A 16,889-nucleotide genomic window follows, 5' to 3' on the forward strand; every position below is an offset into this window, starting at 1 on the left:
GGACGCGGATGCTGCCCGGCCAATGACTCCACGTTTCGCGAACTTCCTGGCCATCGACTGGTCGGGCGCAGTCGGCCCGCGCCAGCCGGGTATCGCACTGGCGCAATGTACGATCGAGGAAGACGCCCCCCGCCTGCTCACGCCGCCGGATCATCGCCATTGGTCGCGCGAGATGGTTCTGCGCCATCTGCGGCACGACCTGTCTGCCGATACGCTGGTCGGCATGGACCTGGGCATATCTCTGCCCTTCGCAGACGGCGGGGCTTTCTTCCCCGGGTGGGAGCGGTCTCCCGCCGATGCCCCGGCCTTGTGGGCGTTGATCGACACGATCTGCTCCGACGATCCGAACCTGGGCGCCGGAAGCTTCGTCGATCATCCCGATCTCAGTCCTTATTTCCGGCGGCACGGTGGGCGCGAAGGGGATCGCTTTCATCTATCGGCCACCGCCCATCGGCGCGGCCGCTTCCGCGTGACCGAAACCGCGCAGGAGCGCGCCGGGTGCAAGCCGTATAGCAACTTCAACCTGGTAGGCGCGGCGCAAGTCGGAAAATCCAGCCTGACCGGGATGCGGTTGCTTCATCAACTGCGGAGCCAGGTTTTCGTTTGGCCGGTGGATGGGCGGGACATTCCCGCAAACGGCTCGGTGGTCGTGGAAATCTATACCGCCATCGCCGCGCTGGCCGCCAGCCGCCGCGCCGGCCGTTCGAAGATTCGAGACGGCGCGGACCTGGATGCAGCGCTGGTACAGCTGGGCTCCCCGCCCACCGGCTTGTCCGGCCCGCTGGATGATCACAGCACCGACGCCTTGCTGACCGCCGCGTGGCTACGCCGCCATGCCGACGACAAGGCGCTTTGGCATCCGCCCGAACTGACCGAGAAAATAGCGCTTACAGAGGGGTGGACGTTCGGCGCGGCTTAGATCAGACTTCGCGCCGGGAGGGGGTGGTCGTCAATGGCGGGCACCCCTTCGCGCGTTCATCATAGGGGCCGCCAATGAAAACAAGAATGACATTGCTGACCGGGATCGCCTGCCTGGCGCTCAGCGCATGCACAACCGCTACCGCGCCGCCGGTTGCCGAAAATTCGCCGCCACCCACCCAGCCCGCTTCCCAAGCCGCCTGGAAGGACTTCGTGCAGGCCACCATCCAGCAGTGGTTCACGCTCGATCCTTCGACCGCGGTCTATCAGGGCGATCACCGGTTCGATGGCAAATTGCCGGACTGGAGCGAGGCCGGCTTGGCCACTCGTATCGCCTTCCTGCGCTCCGTGGTGAGCGACGCTGGCGCTTACACCAACCTTTCGCCGCAGGATGCCATGGAGCGCGATAACCTCGTCTCCTACGCCCGGCGGGAATTGTTCTGGATCGTCGACGCGGATCGCCCGCACAACAACCCTGATTGGTACATCACCGGCGGGCTCGATCCCAACGTCTACGTCAGCCGCGAATATGCCGACAAGCCGACGCGGATGCGGGCGATGATCAACTTCTTCAACGCGGTCCCCACGGCCGCCGCCAACATCCGCGCCAACCTGAAGACGCCGCTTCCGGCCAGTTTCGTGAAGTACGGCGTGGCGGGCTTCGGAGGTTTCGCCGAATATTACCGCGGCGACGCGCGTACCGCTTTCGCCGATGTGGCAGACCCGGCGCTCCAGGCCGAGTTCAAGGCATCGTCCGAAAAGGCGGGCCAGGCCATGGCGGACCTCACCGCGTGGCTGAAGACGCAGCAGGCCAGCGCGACGCAGAACTTCCCAATGGGCGCGGATCGTTTCTCGAAGATGCTGAAGGAGACCGAAATGGTCGACCTTCCGCTGGATCAGATCGAGGCGATCGGTCGTGCCGATCTCAAGCGCAACCAGGAAGCGCTGAAGCTCGCCTGCGCCCGATACACGCCCGGCAAATCGATCGCGCAGTGCTTTGACAAGCTCAACGCCGATAAGCCGAAGGAAGGCCCCGTGGCCGCGGCGGCCGCGCAGATCCCGGAGCTGACCGCGTTCGTGCGCGAAAAGGATCTCGCCACCATCCCCGGCACCGAGCAGGCTCTGGTCCGCGAGAGCCCGCCCTATAACAGACAGAACAGCGCTTACATCGACCCGCCGGGACCGTTCGAAAAGGGTATCCCGTCGATCTACTACATCTCGCCACCCGATCCGGCTTGGTCGAAGCAGAAGCAGCAGGACTATATCCCCGGCAAGAACGACCTGCTGTTCACCAGCGTGCACGAAGTCATGCCGGGGCACTTCCTGCAGTTCCTGCATTCGAATCGCGCGCCTTCGTGGATCGCACGCATCTTCGTACCTTACGCCTATGCCGAAGGTTGGGCGCACTACACTGAAGAGATGATGTGGGAAGCGGGCCTCGGCAATGGCGACGCCGGGGTGCACGTCGGCCAGATCTCGAACGCCTTGCTGCGGGATTGCCGCTTCCTCTCCGCCGTGGGCATGCATGCGCGCGGCATGACGCAGGCGCAGTCGCAAGAGATGTTCGAGAAGGAGTGCTACCAGACCGAAGGCACCGCAGAGCAGCAAGCCGCGCGCGGCACTTACGATCCGGCCTACCTCAATTACACCCTAGGCAAGCTGATGATCCGTAAGCTGCGTGACGATTGGACCGCCACACGTGGCGGCAAGGCGGCGTGGAAATCGTTCCACGACACCTTCCTCGGGTTTGGCGGCGCGCCAATCCCGCTGATCCGCCAGCAGATGATGAACGAACCGGAGCCGCGCGCCGTCTTCTGACGTATGCTGCAAAGCCACTGGACCGGCGCCCCCTCCTCGCGGTATGGGGCGCCGCAACCGCTTCATCGCGGGCCGGCTTAGCTCAGTTGGTAGAGCACCTGATTTGTAATCAGGGGGCCACGGGTTCGAATCCTGTAGCCGGCACCATTTCCGCGCCACCCGATCGCTCAAAGCGTGTGGCTGGCGGGAACGACCTAGCAAAAGTTACGTTTTGAACGCGCAAGGAGATTAACCATGCGCGTTCGCCTTTTGACGACTTCCGCTGCCGCCCTGGCTTTGCTTGCCGGCGCGGCGATCGCTGATCCCGGCGGCGGTAAAGGCGGCCCCGGCGGCCCTCCCGGTGGCGGCGGCCCTGGTGCCGAAGGTCGAGGCCCGGGTGGACCCGGCGGTGGACCGGGCGGTGGTCGCGGTGGTGAAGGCCCTCGCGGTGGACCAGGGCGGGATGCTGGTGGCCCCGGACGTGATCGTGGCGGCCCGCCGCAGGCCGAGCGGGGCGGCCCCGAGCGCGGTGGTCCTGAGCGAAGAGCGGAACGCGGAGGCCCAGACCGGGATGGACCACGCGGCGGCCCCGGTCGTGCGCCCGATGATCGTCCCGGTCGCGGGCCTGATCGCGGTCCTGAGTGGGCCGATCGCGATGGGCCGGGACGGGGCCGCGGCCCAGAGCGCGGGCCGGAATTTCGGGGAGACCCTGATGGCCGAGCGCCAGGGCCTGACACATGGCGCGGCGGCCCGGGGCCCGACGGCCCTCGACGTTTCGCCGTGCCGGAAGACCGGCGCACGCGCGTGGTGACACGCGTTGGCGACTATAGCTGGGGTTCGTTCGCTCCGCCCCGCCAAGCCGACGTTTTCCGTGGCTGCCCGCCGGGGCTGGCGCGCAAATACAACGGCTGCAATCCGCCCGGTCTGTTGCGCCCGCGTGAGGAAGCCTGGTATCGCCCGGATTGGTACGGTTCCGATTGGGGCAATGACTACCGCTATTCGGACGGATACCTGCTGCGCACTAGTGGGAGCTCGGTGCTCAGCTACATCCCGCTGCTGGGCGGTGCGTTGTCGCTGGGCCAGGTATGGCCTTCCGCCTATGAGCCGGTCGCGCTGCCGCAGTACTATAACGACTATTACGATCTCGGACCGTCAAATTCGTATCGGTACTATGATGATACGATCTACGGCGTAGATCCCGGCAATTCGCAGATCAGCAACGTCATAGCATTGCTGACAGGCAGCGACATCGCGATCGGCCAAGCCATGCCGGAAGGGTATGACGCGTACAACGTGCCCTACGATTACCGCGATCGTTACTATGACACGGACGAGGCGAATTATCGTTACAGCGACGGGACGATCTATCAGATCGATCCCACGACCCAGTTGGTGCAGGCCGCCATCCAATTGCTGACGTAAGAGGAACTGCGATGCAAAAGCGTATGATCGCCCTGCAGGCGATGGTTGCCGGCACCGTGCTTCTCGCCGGTTGCTCCAAGAAAGAACCGGAGGCCGCTCCCACCGCGACCGCATCTGCGGCGGTGAAGCCATCCGACAAGTCGGTGGCCGCACTGCTGGAGGACACCGACCAGCAGCAGAACACTGCGGAGGCCCTGAAAGTCACCGGATTAAGCGGCATCTTCGCCAGCAAGGGCAGCTACACTTTGCTGGCCCCCACCGACGACGCTTTCGGTAAATTGGGCCATGCGGGCAAGCAGTTGATCGGCGCGGAAAACACGGCGGCTTTGGCGGCCTTGCTCAAAGGGCATATCCTGCCGGGCTATCTGACGCCGACCGACATCGCCAAGGCCATCGAGAAGAACAAGAGCGGGACGATCAAGATGCAGTCCATGGCGGGGCAGGAACTGACGTTCGCCAAAGATGGCAACGCGCTGACTGTCACGACGGCAGGAGGCGCCACGGCCAGACTAGGCGGTGATCCGATTGCCGGGAAAGGCAGCATCGCCCTGCCCATCGATACCGTGCTGAAAAAGATCTGATCACGTGCGGCGGGGACAGCGCCGTGCGCACTCCCCCGCCCCTTACAGATAGCTTTCCAGTGGCAGCTTTGAGAGCGCGGCGACGATTACGCGGCTGATGATCGAAGTTCCCGGCTCCGTCGTCTCACACTCCGTATCGTCGTCACGATCGTCGAACCAGCAGGTCATTCCGCTCTCCGTGAGCGAAAGCCGATAGACGTTGCCTTCGATATCCTGGTCGAATGAATGAGTCATTGCCTTTGCCAGCGGGGGCGATTCGATCAGGAATCCCATTTCGGTATTCAGGCGCACCGATCGCGGGTCGAAGTTGGCAGAGCCGATATAGACCTGCCGCCCATCCACCACGATCGCTTTGGCATGCAGGCTGCGGCCGTCCGCTCGGAACGACCGCGCCCTGGCAGAGCGTGTCCGCACGAATTTGCGCGCGGTCTTGGGCTTGTCGTCCGGCGCGGGCATTTCGAACAGGCGCACACCCCCGCGCAGCAGTGCCCGCCGCCTTGGCGCGTAGCCGGTATGGACGAAGCCTACGTCCGTTGCCGCGAACGAATTGGTCAGGACGCGGATCGCCACGCCCCCCTGCCCCAGCGTGGCCAGTTCGTGCGTGCCCTGCGCCGTCGGCACGAAATAGCCTGAGATCACATCCAGCTGTCTCTCCGGCAGATCGAGGCAGGCCGGCATGAGCGCGCGCAAATCGATCGGGCCGGTGCGCGATCCGGAGTGAATATAATCGTGATTCACGAGCTTCACGCAAGCCCACGTCATGGTGACGGTGCCGTCGATCAGCTCGCCAAACAGTTTGCGCGACTGGACCGCCTCGCGATATCGCTCGGCCCGCTCGCTGCCGGCGAGATTTGCCGCCGCCGCCTTCACCTTCTGGACGCGCGAGGGCTTGGGGTGGCGCACGATGTCGCCGACGGGCCGCACGTCCGGCCCGTTCCAGTAGCCGTCAAACGCTTTGGAGACATCGGGCACGATCGCTCCCACGGCCAGCACGTCCAGGTCGGCGAACAGACCCTTGGTGCGCGCCGCGAAGTATTCATCACCGATGTTTCGGCCGCCCAGGATGGTCGCTTGGCTGTCAACGGTGAAACTCTTGGCGTGCATCCGGCGATTCAGCCGCCGAAAGGCGAAGAGGTAATTGACCGACTTGGGCCAACGGATGGCGCAGGGATTGTAGATCCGAACCTCGATATTGGCATGGGTCGCCAGGCACGCCAGCCGATCGTCCAGCCGTGCCGTGCCGACATCATCCACGATCAATCGCACACGCACGCCGCGATCGGCCGCCGCCTCCAGTTCGTCCAGCATCAGAGAGCCGGAAAGATCATCGTGCCAGATGTAGTATTGCACATCCAAGGTGACTTCGGCGGAGCGAGCCAGCAGGACGCGCGCGGCAAAAGCGTCCTTCCCTTCGCGCAACAACTTCAGCCCGGACAGGTCATCGTCATCCGGGCTGCGCCGTTCCACCTCCTGGCCGAGGGTGGTATGGCCGGTATCGAAATCGGCGTGTGTCGCCGGAGCCGCGCGATGCGGCGGCAGCTTGAACGGCAGGCGCTTCATGATGCGATAATCCCCACGCCCGAACAATGCGGCAGCGCCCCGCTGGTTGCCGCTACCACCCAGGCATCTCGATCACCCGATCGGCCAAGCGGTTCACCTCCGCACGATCGTGGCTGACATAGAGGATAGGCAGGCGAAGATCGTCGCGCACTTGTTCGATCACGCGCATGATCTCCTCGCGCCGCGCTGCGTCCAGTGATGCCAGGGGCTCATCCATCAGCAAAGCCCGCGGCCCGGCCAGCAAAGCCCTGCCAATGGCGACCCGCTGCGCCTCCCCGCCGGACAAGTTGCGCGGCATCCGGTCCAGCAGATGGGCGATCCCCAGAAACGCGATCGCCCGCTCGGGCTGTAACCAGCGCCGATCCTCTGCCACCAAATTGAATCCGTAGAGCAGGTTCTGAGCCACCGTCCTGTGCGGAAACAGGCGGCTATCCTGAAAAACGTACCCGCAGGCGCGCCGCTCCGGCGGCAGATCGATTCCCCGATCCGTGTCGAACAAGATTTCCCCTGACACCACGATCGTTCCGCGCTCCGGCCTGATCAGCCCGGCCACCGCGTCCAGCACGCTGGTCTTGCCCGCGCCCGACGCGCCGAACAAAGCCGTCAGGCCTGAGGCGGCGTGAACGGACGTGGTGATCGTGCGATCGCCGCGCTTGAGGATAATATCAATATCGAAACTCATCATGCCCGCCATAGCAGCACCGCAATGCCCGCCAAGCACCGCCTGCCGAGCAGATGAGGGAAGCCAACCCACATTTCGCCTGCTAGTCCTGCCGATCCGAGAGGATGAGGGCCAAAGATGACGATAGCGTCCACCGTAAACAGCAGCACGGATCCCGAGGTCGAAACCGGCCAGGGGTCGAACATCGATGCGCCGGAGCTGCGCGTATTCGTGATGGCATTATTCTTCATCTTTGGCGGGATCACCTCGCTGAACGACATCATCATCCCCAAGCTCAAGGACCTGTTCACCCTCAGCTACGGGCAGGCAATGCTGGTGCAGTCAGCCTTTTTCGCGGCCTACTTCCTGATCTCGATCCCGGGCGCCATCTTGGTGAAGAAGGTGGGCTACATGCGCGGGGCGGCATTCGGCTTGTTGACGATGATGGCCGGGTGCCTGCTGTTCATCCCGGCGTCCGCCAGCGCCACCTTCAGCGTGTTTCTGATCGCGCTGTTCGTGCTCGCGGCCGGAATCACCGTGGTGCAAGTCGTCGCCAACCCGCTCATCTCTCTGCTGGGACCGGCGCAGACGACCGGTTCACGCCTGACTTTCGCACAGGCTTTCAATTCCTTGGGAACGACGGTCTTTCCCTACGTCGGTTCACTGCTGATCCTGGGCAGCCTGGCGCAAGTTGATCCCGCCACGCTGAAAGGCGCGGCGCTGGCCGCCCATCGCGTGGCCGAGACGCGCGTGGTGGTCCACACCTACATCGGCCTAGCGATCGCGCTGCTAGTCGTTGCGGGCGTGGTCTGGTGGCAGCGCAACCGTTTGAAGGGGGAGCATCACGATAACGGGTCGGCGCTTGCCGGGTTCACGTTGCTGCGCCGCCCGCGTTTTGCGCTCGGTACGATTACCCTGTTCCTCTATGTCGGTGCCGAAGTGGCGATTGGTTCGCTGATCGTGAATTATCTGGAGCAGCAACATGTTCTGAGCATGTCAGAACAGGCGGCGGGCAAGCTGATCCCGCTGTACTGGGGCGGTGCGTTGATCGGCCGCTTCATCGGATCGGCCGTGCTGCGCCTGACGTCGCCAGGTAAAGTGCTGGCCTGCAACGCGCTTGGCGCGATCGTCTTGCTGATGATTTCCGCCAACAGCACCGACGCTTTGGCCGCCTACAGCCTGCTTGCAGTCGGCCTGATGAACTCCATCATGTTTCCCACGATCTTCAGCCTGGCTTGCGAAGGCCTGGGGGACAAGGCGGCGGACGGCTCTGGCGTGATCTGCATGGCGATCGTGGGCGGCGCGATCATTCCACCGATCACGGGGCACCTGGCCGATGCCACCGCCAGCTTGTCCATCGCGCTAGGCCTGCCGGCGCTGTGCTATGCCGTGATCCTGGCCTACGGACTTTACGCCAGGCGGCCTGTGATCCAGGCCGCCTGACCTTCCGCCCCACGCAAGCTCAATCGAGCAAGGCGAGCATATCGTCGATAGTGCTGCTGGCGAAGCCGACGGCACTATCGGAGATGCCGTAGGGGATCAGCAACCGTTCACCCACGCGCAGCGCGCCGCAGGTGTAGACCACGTTCGGCACATAGCCGGACCGGTCGGCATTCTCGGCCGTCAGCACCGGCTCGCGCGATCGGGCGATCACCTTGGACGGGTCGTTCCGATCGAGCAAAGCCGCGCCCAGTGCGTACTTGCGCATCGCGCCCACGCCGTGGGTCAGCAGCAGCCAACCCTGATCGGTGAGGATGGGGCTGCCGCAATTGCCGATCTGGATGAACTCCCACGGATAGGCAGGCTCCATCAGCAGCACGCCCTCGTCATCCCACTGGTCCACCGCGTCGGATGTCAGCAGGAACAGGTTCTTGCCGTCCTGCCGCCCGACCATCATGAACTTGCCGCCGATCTTTTCGGGGAACAGCGCCATGCCCTTGTTGCGACCGGCGTTGCCCCGGATCGGCTCAAGCCCGAAGCTGCGGAAATCCCGCGTGCGCAACAATTCCGAGCGGATCGAGCTGCCCGAATACGCGGTATAGGTACCGATCCATTCGAAATCGCCGCCGCCGTGATCGAAGCGGACGAGGCGCAGGTCCTCCAATCCGCCGCGCTGCTGTTCGGTGATCGGGAAGATGACCGTGTTGGACAAGCTGGAATCGGGATTGCGCCGAACGGTGACGGGACAGTCCGCGCAAGCCAAGCCCTCATCGTCCAGCTCCACCGAGGTGGCGAAGCTGGCCTGGTGCCATAGATCGAAATTTCCGTCCGATTCGGCGATCCCCTCACGGAAAGCAACCGAGCTGATGTGCCCTTCGCCGACCGCGCGAAGAGACATCACGAACCGCACCGCGCCATCCTGCATACCCGATTGGTCGGGATGCGGCACGATCGAGGGGTTCATCAGCGCTGCCGCGGCGAAGGTATATTCATGGCAGAAATAACTGCCGATCAGCCGCTGCTTCGTTTCCGAAAACAGAGCGTCATCCAGGTGAAGATTGGCCGCCACCTCATCGAAACGAGCGGCGAAGATGCGCTCCGTCTGCCAGTGGCGCTCCTCGAAATCGCGCAGGACGCGGCTGTATTCCAGCTCCGCCCGTTCCTCACTCAGTTTTGAGATATCGCGAACTAGGCGCTGCGCGCGCCCGTCAGGATCGTTTTTACCCTGCCAACCCAAGTGAAACGGGCGCAGAACGACCCGCGAAGGGTCGGCATGTAGGCGGGTCTCGAAGATGTGCAGAGCTTCGGGACGCGATTTCTCGATCAAGTTCAAACTAGCTTCCTTAACGGGATTCGGCCGTCATCCGGTAAAGCGCTAGCATGGCATAGTGGGAAAGTTGGAACGCGAGAATACTCTCTGCACCGCAATTTCTGTTGGCACCGCGTGGCGTCACCCCGTCGCGGCAGCGGCCCGTGGCCATATCCGCCAGTTGCACACCGCGATCGTTGCCGCCGAAGAACCACGACCAAGCGGCGGACGCGTGCTCATACCAGAAGGCGGCTTCGCTTGCGTTGTGCGCCGTCAGGGCCGCCTCGATCGCCGCTTGCGCTTCCAGAGGCTGCTGGTCGAACGGAAGGAAAGTGTGTTCCTTCCCAAAGCTTTCGGAACCGATCGGGCGGAACTGACCGGTGCTGGATTGCTGGCTGCGGCAGATCCATTCCAGCGTTTCCAGCCCGGATGCCGTCCAGTCGTCACGGCCTAGAGCAAGGCCCGCTTCGATCATTGCCTGGGGGAGGCGTGGATTGTCGTATCCCAGGACAGCTTCAAACCAGGCCCAGTCCGGCCGACGCCCACCGCCCAACAGGCGTTCCAGAAGATCACCGCCACGAGCGATAACTTCCAGCGACATGGCATGTCCAGGAGCCGAGCGGAGCATCGCGGCTGCGCCCAATACCTCGAACGCCACCGCGCGGGGCGACCCGATGCCGCTCATCTGAGGCAGAACATGCTCGTAAAGATTGCGCGCCCATTCGCGCATGTTCTCATCAGGGGCGCAGAGCGCCGTCTGTCCCAGTGCCCAGATCGCACGACCATTCGAATCGTCCGATCCGATATCCTCGCACCAAGACCGATCGAAGCGCATGAAGTTGCGAAACCGCTGTGCTTCCGGGTTCCAGGCGTCTTGAATGAAGGACGCGTAAATCATGCTCCAGCGCATGCGCTCGGTGGGATGCAGGCCTTCCGCCACGTTCATCAGCATCAGCGCGCGAACGTTGTCGTCAAGGCAATAGCCGTGGCGGCGATCAGGCACGATACCGATCGCATGCTGCAGCATCCCGGTAGAATCGCACATCGCAAGGACGCCCGAAAGACCAGGCGTGGCGGTGAGAGACGCTCGGCGCGGCGCGGGTGCGACGGCGGCGGCAGCCAACTTGGCAGTGGCCTCTGCAAAGCGCGGCCAAATCGTTTCGCGGCCCCGGTCATAAGCGCGGCGCTGCATGGCCGAGAGATCGGCGGGGTTATCGAGCAGATTGCTGACCGAGCGGGCAATCTCTTCGTAAGATCCCGGCTCGATCAGGCACCCCACGTTATCGCCCAGAAGCTCGCAGGCGTGGAGATACCGCGTGGAAATCACGGCCTTACCCAGCGCCACGGCATAGCTCAGCGTGCCCGATGTGGATTGCTGTAGGTTGGGATAAGGCGTGATGTAGATATCGCACGCTTCCAGCTGATCCAGCAGTTCGTCGGTATCGAGGAAGCGGTTGTCCCACTCGATATGATCCGACACGCCTAGCCGCTCGGCCAAGTCCATCAGCCCTTCGCGATAAGCTTCACCCTGGCTGGCAACGAGGTTCGGGTGCGTCGCGCCGACGATGCGATAGATCGCCTCGGGATGATTCTTGACGATCGCGGGCAGCGCCTCGATCGCGCGCTCAAGCCCCTTGCCCGGACCCAGCAGGCCGAACGTCATCAGAACCTTACGATCGGTCAGTCCGAAGCGGCTCTTGAACTCTGTCTGTCGGCCAAATGGGCGATCCGGCGCACCGTGCTCGATCACTTCGAGGATTTCGGGGTTTGCGCCGTATTCGCGGGAAAGCAGATCGCGCGAGTGACGGGACATCACCATGATCCGCGATGCGCGCGTCACCAGATGGCGCAGGATCGCACGTTGGCGGTCCGATGGCTCGGCCAGAACGGTGTGACAGGTAAGGATCAGAGGCGCGGCAAGCCGGTCCACGAAGTCGCAAACCGCGATGCCATCGTCATCACCATAGATACCGTATTCATGCTGGAGCCAGACGGCATCCACAGCCGACTCGTTGATCGCGCGAGCGGCACGGGAGAATGTTTCCTGATCGCTGCCCAGGATCGTATCCGTGACGCCTTCGTAAGTCAGCGGCGCATCGGCGTCATCCAGCGCGTAGACCTCGACGTCCACATCGGCGCGAAACTCGCGCAGCTTTTCCGCGATATCGGTCGTGAATGTCGCAATGCCGCATTTGCGCGGCGTATATGTCCCGATCAGCGCGACTCGGATGGGGCGAAGCGGAGCGGCTGCCCGCTCATCAAAGATAGCTCTAATTTCTGTGGCTTGGGCCGGACGAGAAGCAAGCAGATCACGAGAAACATGGGTCATGCAGCATCCGTTCAGACATTCGGGGAACTAACCAACCAAATGCCGGGGAAGGCAATGCGGTTCCATGTTGCATTGCAAAAAGATGACGAAACGGTCGGTCTTTGCGCTGCTTGACCTGAAGAGCCCGCTTCTTATCGCACCATCACTGGATCGACTGACGTGGACAAGCATTGGCCCCATCAGTATGTTGCGTAACTACGAAATAATAAAACAAGAGGATCGCGGTGGCACAAGTGGCTGAAACAAGTCTGGCGCGGGTTCTGGCGCTTGCAGGCGCCCCACACGGAGTGGAGCAGGCGCTCGGCACCTTGCACATCGAACCAAGCCTGTTTGATGGTGACGCAGATGTGGTGACCCAGGCCCAGATGGCAATGGCCCTGAACGTCTGGCTGTTCGCGGATCTGCTATCCCGCGTGCCCACCGCTGCAAGAATTGCCGATGACACGACGAGTGCGATCGTATTCGATCATGGCGCTTTGCGGACGGTCGATGGCCCAACCGGGGTTTTGCCGTCCGGCCACCATGCCTTCGCCCGTCTGCTGGAGCCGCTGGGCTATGTAATGGGCGGAGTCTATCCCCTTCCCCGCCTGCGGATGACCGGGCGGGCCTATGTTCACGCAGCGATGCCGGAAGATATCCCGCAGTTCTTCGTCAGCGAGCTGCATATCGATCAGCTTGAGCCTGATGCGCAGTCTGCCGCGGAACGTGTCTTTGGCGCATCGTCCGATCCCCTGCCGGCAACGGACGCAGAACGCCTCGCCCGGCTGTCTGAACTGGGGTATCTGCCGATGGACGAGGCGGCGGCGCTGTTGCGCACGCTGGTGAGCGCATTCGATCGCCATCACGCCGAGCCGTCGCTCACCGATTACGAGATGCTGTTGACGCATTCCGGCGAGGCAGCCTGGATCGCGACTGAGGGCAACGCTTTCAACCACGCCACCACGCGGGTGCGCGATGTCGAAACCCTCGCCACCGAGCTGAAGGCGAAGGGCTACCCGTTGAAAGCCACCGTAGAGATCTCCGCCAATGGCCGAGTGCGGCAGACGGCGATCCTGGCGGACAAGGTTTCGCGGTCCTTCGCCGGGGCTGACGGTGGCACGATCGCCCGCGACGTGCCCGGATCGTTCTACGAGTTCATCACCCGGGACATCGATCCGGACACCGGCACGCTAGACCTGACTTTCGACACCGGCAACGCGACAGGCATCTTCGCCGTGACGAGAAGCGCATGACCATGCTGCGATCTATCGATCCCGCCACCGAAGAATGCGTCTGGGAAGGCCCGCAGGCCGATGCCGCCGCAGTCCACGAGGCCGTCGCCAGGGCACGGCGCGCCTTTCCGGGATGGGCGAGCCTTTCGCTAAAGAGCCGTGTTGAGCATGTGCAGGCGTTCAAGGCCGCGCTTCAGGACCGGCGCGATGCACTGGCCGTGACGATCTCCCGCGAAACCGGCAAGCCCTTGTGGGAAACGCGGGCCGAGGTGGCATCGATGATCGCCAAGGTCGATGTCTCGATCACCGCCCAGGCCGAGCGGGCGGGTGAGCGGCGCAGCGCCATGCCGTTTGGCGAAGCGGTCCTGCGCCATCGGCCCCACGGCGTCATGGCGGTGTTGGGGCCATTCAACTTTCCGGGTCATCTGCCCAATGGCCACATCGTACCGGCGCTGCTCGCTGGTAATACGGTGGTGTTCAAGCCTTCCGAACTGACCCCTGCCACGGGCGAGGCGATGGCCGAGTGCTGGGCGGAGGCCGGGTTACCCGCCGGGGTGTTCCAGATCGTCCAAGGCGGTCGGTCGACGGGCGAGGCTCTTGTGGCGGACGAGATCGACGGGCTGCTCTTTACCGGATCTGCCGGGGCGGGCGCGCATTTCCGGCGCATCTTCGCCGACCGGCCGCACGTGATCCTGGCTCTTGAGCTGGGGGGCAACAATCCGCTCATGGTCTGGGATGGCGATGTCGAAGAAGCCGCCTCGATCGTCGTCCAGTCCAGTTTCGTCACGACCGGCCAACGCTGTTCCTGCGCGCGCCGCGTGATCGTCCCCGATACGGCGTTCGGACGCCAGTTGATCGAAGCCGTCGAGGCCCTGTCCCGCCGCGTCACCATCGGCCGGTGGAACGATCCGGTCGAGCCGTACATCGGACCATTGATTTCGGCGCAGGCGGCGCAGGCCGCACAGGCCGGTGTCGATCGACTGGTCTCGCTGGGCGCTTCGGAAGTCCGCAGCTTCAAGGTGCTGGATTGCATGGGCCCGGCCTTCGTGCGTCCGGCTGTGCTGGATGTGACCGGCGTGGCTGCGCCCGATGAGGAAATCTTTGCGCCGATCGTTCAAGTGACTCGCGCCGCCAACTTCGATGAGGCGATCGCCGCCGCCAATGCGACGCGCTTCGGGTTGTCCGCCGGGCTGGTGAGCGAGGATGATGCCCTGTGGCAGCGCTTCGTGCTGGAAAGCCGCGCCGGGGTGGTCAATCGCAATCGCCCGACGACCGGGGCGGCGGGATCGATGCCATTCGGCGGACTGGGCGACAGCGGGAATCACCGGCCCAGCGCGTACTACGCCGCGGATTACTGCGCCTACCCGATGGCCAGTTTCGAAGCCGCCAGCCCTTCTGGCAACGCCGCCGCGATCACCGGGATGCTGAAGCCATGATCGGGGTGGAGGAAAGCGCGTTCCTGGAAACGGTCGAACGCCAGCCTATCCTCGATCGCACCCTGGAGTGGGCGGCCATTAACAGCGGCACCACCAATCTGAGCGGGTTGCGCACGATGGCCGAGAGGCTCGCCGATACGTTTGCGGGCCTCCCCGGAGAGATCACATTGGTCGATCCCGCTCCGGTGGAAAAGGTTGGCGCTGATGGCAAGGCGCATGCGATCGAGAGCGGCCGTCACTTCGTCTTGAGCGTCCGCCCCCAGGCCGAGCGGCGCGTGCTGCTGACCGGACATATGGACACCGTCTATGCCGCCGATCATGCGTTTCAGGCCTGCGACTGGCTGGACGATGATACGCTGCATGGCCCCGGCACCGCTGACATGAAAGGTGGCCTTTCGCTGATGCTGGCAGGCCTTGAGGCTTACGAACGCAGCGGCCCCACCTTGGGCTATGACGTGATGATCAATTCGGATGAGGAAACCGGATCACTGTCCTCCGCGCCGTTGATCGCTCGCCTGGCGCAGGGCAAGCTGGCGGCGTTAACTTACGAGCCGGCGCTGCCCGGTGGGATCATGGCGCGGGCACGGCCCGGCTCGGGCAATTTCGCCGCGATCGTCACCGGTCGCTCGGCCCATGCGGGTCGCAATCCGGAGGATGGGCGTAATGCCCTCGTCGCTGCCGCGGACCTTGCGCAGCGGCTTCATGCCGCCCGGCGCGACGGGCTGACCGTCAACCCCGCCCGGATCGAAGGCGGCGCGCCCAACAACACAGTGCCCGACCTGGCCGTGCTGCATTTCAACATGCGGCCGCGCGGGCCGGACGATCTGGCAGCGGCGCGGGTAATCCTGGACGATGCCATCGCGCAGGTCGCCGCGGCGCACGATGTCGCGATCCACCTGCACGGCGGCTTCGCCCGCCCGCCCAAGCCGATCGGCAGCGAGACACAGCGGCTGTTTGGCCTCGTCTCCCAAGCCGCCGAAGACCTGGGTTCACCGGTGAACTGGAAGGATACCGGCGGCGTATGTGACGGCAACAATATCGCGGCCTGCGGCGTGCCTGTGATCGATACGATGGGTGCCTGTGGCGGCGCGATCCACTCTCCGGACGAATTCCTGATCGCCTCCTCGCTGGACATGCGCGCCAAGCTGACCGCGCTGGTCATGCATCGCCTCGATCGCGAAGGGCTGCCCGCATGACGTTCCTGGTCCGCACCGCGCATGAGGATGATCTGGCCGCGCTGTATCGAATGGCCAAGGGCACCGGCGGCGGCTTCACCAATCTGCCCCCGGACAAGCCGACGCTGGAAGCCAAGCTGAAGCGGACGGCGGAAAGCTTCAGCCGGGACGACGATGCCCTGGCGGATGACCTATTCGTGTTCATTCTGGAGGACACTGCCAGCGGCAAGACACGCGGCACGTGCCAGATCATGTCGCAAACCGGCACGCAGCTTCCGTTCTACTCCTACCGCATCGGCCGCATCACCCAGCACTCCAAGGAGCTGGACCGCACCTTCCGCGCCGAAATGCTGACTCTTTGCACCGATCTTGATGGGTCGAGCGAAGTGGGCGGCCTCTACCTCGATCCTACCGAGCGGTCGGCCGGCGTAGGCAAGCTGCTCGCCCGCAGCCGCTATCTGTTCATCCGGGCGCACCGCCAGCGCTTTGCCGACCGGACCTTGGCCGAACTGCGCGGCGCGATCGACGATGCCGGCAACTCGCCGTTCTGGGACGGTCTTGCCGGACGCTTCTTCGACATGAGCTTTCGCGATGCCGACGAATTCAACGCGCGCAAGGGCAACCAGTTCATCGCCGATCTCATGCCCAAGCACCCGATCTACACCGCGCTGCTGCCCGAAAGCGCGCGGCAAGTGATGGGCCAGCCACACTACTCGGGCCGCCCCGCCATGCGCATGCTGGAGAACGAGGGCTTCTCTTACCAGAACTATGTCGACATCTTCGATGGCGGCCCTTCGATGATCGCGCAAACGGATCGCATCCGCACGATCGTCGAAGCAAGAGATGCGCAGATCGTCGCCATCGGCGAGGGCGAGGTGGGCGACGAACAACTTATTTCGTGCGGCCGCCTGGTACAATTCCGGGCCTGCCTGGGCCATGTCTCGCGTGTCGACGCCGGCGTCATCATCGATGGTGAAGCCGCCGACTTGCTGAGAGTCCAGGTTGGCGACACCATCAGCCACGCCCCGGCCTGACCAGCCGGCAGTTCGC

Annotated in this window: 14 protein-coding genes and 1 tRNA gene; 11 read left to right on the forward strand and 4 right to left on the reverse strand. The window is 63.8% G+C overall.

Annotation, left to right across the window (positions count from 1 at the left end; genetic code table 11):
• The first annotated feature begins 22 nt into the window (after positions 1 to 22).
• The 6 genes from GGR39_RS08350 to GGR39_RS08370 all read left to right on the forward strand — a co-directional run bounded on the left by GGR39_RS08350 (position 23) and on the right by GGR39_RS08370 (position 4,718).
• Complete coding sequence (locus tag GGR39_RS08350; RefSeq protein ID WP_183616702.1) at positions 23 to 919, forward strand: hypothetical protein; 897 nt, start codon at positions 23 to 25, stop codon at positions 917 to 919.
• An 86-nt stretch (positions 920 to 1,005) separates the two neighbouring features.
• A complete protein-coding gene (locus GGR39_RS08355; RefSeq protein ID WP_246388502.1) occupies positions 1,006 to 2,736 on the forward strand; it encodes a DUF885 domain-containing protein in 1,731 nt (576 codons plus the stop codon).
• Positions 2,737 to 2,807: 71 nt separating this feature from the next.
• Positions 2,808 to 2,883, forward strand: a tRNA-Thr gene (locus GGR39_RS08360).
• Positions 2,884 to 3,076: 193 nt separating this feature from the next.
• Positions 3,077 to 3,526 carry a hypothetical protein gene (locus GGR39_RS17210; protein WP_246388582.1) on the forward strand — a complete coding sequence of 150 codons (450 nt, stop codon included), beginning with the start codon at positions 3,077 to 3,079 and terminating at the stop codon, positions 3,524 to 3,526.
• Positions 3,520 to 4,137, forward strand: coding sequence for a hypothetical protein (locus GGR39_RS17215; RefSeq protein WP_246388584.1), 618 nt, complete (start codon positions 3,520 to 3,522; stop codon positions 4,135 to 4,137). Before GGR39_RS17210 ends, GGR39_RS17215 begins: the two co-directional genes overlap by 7 nt.
• Before the next feature lie 11 nt (positions 4,138 to 4,148).
• Positions 4,149 to 4,718, forward strand: a complete 570-nt coding sequence (locus GGR39_RS08370; protein ID WP_183616705.1) for a fasciclin domain-containing protein — start codon at positions 4,149 to 4,151, stop codon at positions 4,716 to 4,718.
• Between the two features lie 42 nt (positions 4,719 to 4,760).
• On the opposite strand, the gene GGR39_RS08375 is transcribed toward GGR39_RS08370, so the two are convergent.
• Complete coding sequence (locus GGR39_RS08375; RefSeq protein WP_183616706.1) at positions 4,761 to 6,278, reverse strand: phospholipase D family protein; 1,518 nt, start codon at positions 6,276 to 6,278, stop codon at positions 4,761 to 4,763.
• 52 nt (positions 6,279 to 6,330) lie between these two features.
• Entirely contained in the window at positions 6,331 to 6,960 is a 630-nt protein-coding gene (locus GGR39_RS08380; protein ID WP_183616707.1) for a molybdenum ABC transporter ATP-binding protein, read from the reverse strand.
• Between the two features lie 117 nt (positions 6,961 to 7,077).
• On the opposite strand from GGR39_RS08380, the gene GGR39_RS08385 reads away from it, so the two are divergent.
• A complete protein-coding gene (locus GGR39_RS08385) occupies positions 7,078 to 8,382 on the forward strand; it encodes a sugar MFS transporter (protein ID WP_183616708.1) in 1,305 nt (434 codons plus the stop codon).
• A 19-nt stretch (positions 8,383 to 8,401) separates the two neighbouring features.
• On the opposite strand, the gene GGR39_RS08390 is transcribed toward GGR39_RS08385, so the two are convergent.
• The gene (locus GGR39_RS08390) at positions 8,402 to 9,712 is read right to left on the reverse strand and encodes a glycoside hydrolase family 130 protein (protein ID WP_246388503.1); all 1,311 of its coding nucleotides are present in this window, start codon (positions 9,710 to 9,712) and stop codon (positions 8,402 to 8,404) included.
• Positions 9,713 to 9,722: 10 nt separating this feature from the next.
• Positions 9,723 to 12,017: a glycosyltransferase family 4 protein gene (locus tag GGR39_RS08395; RefSeq protein WP_183616709.1), complete on the reverse strand. Its 2,295-nt coding sequence runs from the start codon at positions 12,015 to 12,017 to the stop codon at positions 9,723 to 9,725.
• 233 nt (positions 12,018 to 12,250) lie between these two features.
• Between GGR39_RS08395 and GGR39_RS08400 the strand changes: the two genes are divergently transcribed.
• Genes GGR39_RS08400 through GGR39_RS08415 form a run of 4 tightly spaced genes read left to right on the forward strand, consistent with a single transcriptional unit; the run spans position 12,251 to position 16,873 of the window.
• A complete protein-coding gene (locus GGR39_RS08400) occupies positions 12,251 to 13,249 on the forward strand; it encodes a 2-oxoadipate dioxygenase/decarboxylase family protein (protein WP_343055842.1) in 999 nt (332 codons plus the stop codon).
• Positions 13,246 to 14,664, forward strand: coding sequence for a succinylglutamate-semialdehyde dehydrogenase (astD, locus tag GGR39_RS08405; protein ID WP_183616710.1), 1,419 nt, complete (start codon positions 13,246 to 13,248; stop codon positions 14,662 to 14,664). Before GGR39_RS08400 ends, astD begins: the two co-directional genes overlap by 4 nt.
• Positions 14,661 to 15,860 carry a hydrolase gene (locus GGR39_RS08410; protein ID WP_183616711.1) on the forward strand — a complete coding sequence of 400 codons (1,200 nt, stop codon included), beginning with the start codon at positions 14,661 to 14,663 and terminating at the stop codon, positions 15,858 to 15,860. The genes astD and GGR39_RS08410 overlap by 4 nt, the downstream gene beginning before the upstream one ends.
• The gene (locus GGR39_RS08415) at positions 15,857 to 16,873 is read left to right on the forward strand and encodes an arginine N-succinyltransferase (protein WP_183616712.1); all 1,017 of its coding nucleotides are present in this window, start codon (positions 15,857 to 15,859) and stop codon (positions 16,871 to 16,873) included. Before GGR39_RS08410 ends, GGR39_RS08415 begins: the two co-directional genes overlap by 4 nt.
• The last annotated feature ends 16 nt before the right edge of the window (positions 16,874 to 16,889 follow it).

It is taken from the genome of Novosphingobium fluoreni, assembly GCF_014196615.1.
GTDB classification, from domain to species: Bacteria; Pseudomonadota; Alphaproteobacteria; order Sphingomonadales; family Sphingomonadaceae; genus Novosphingobium; species Novosphingobium fluoreni.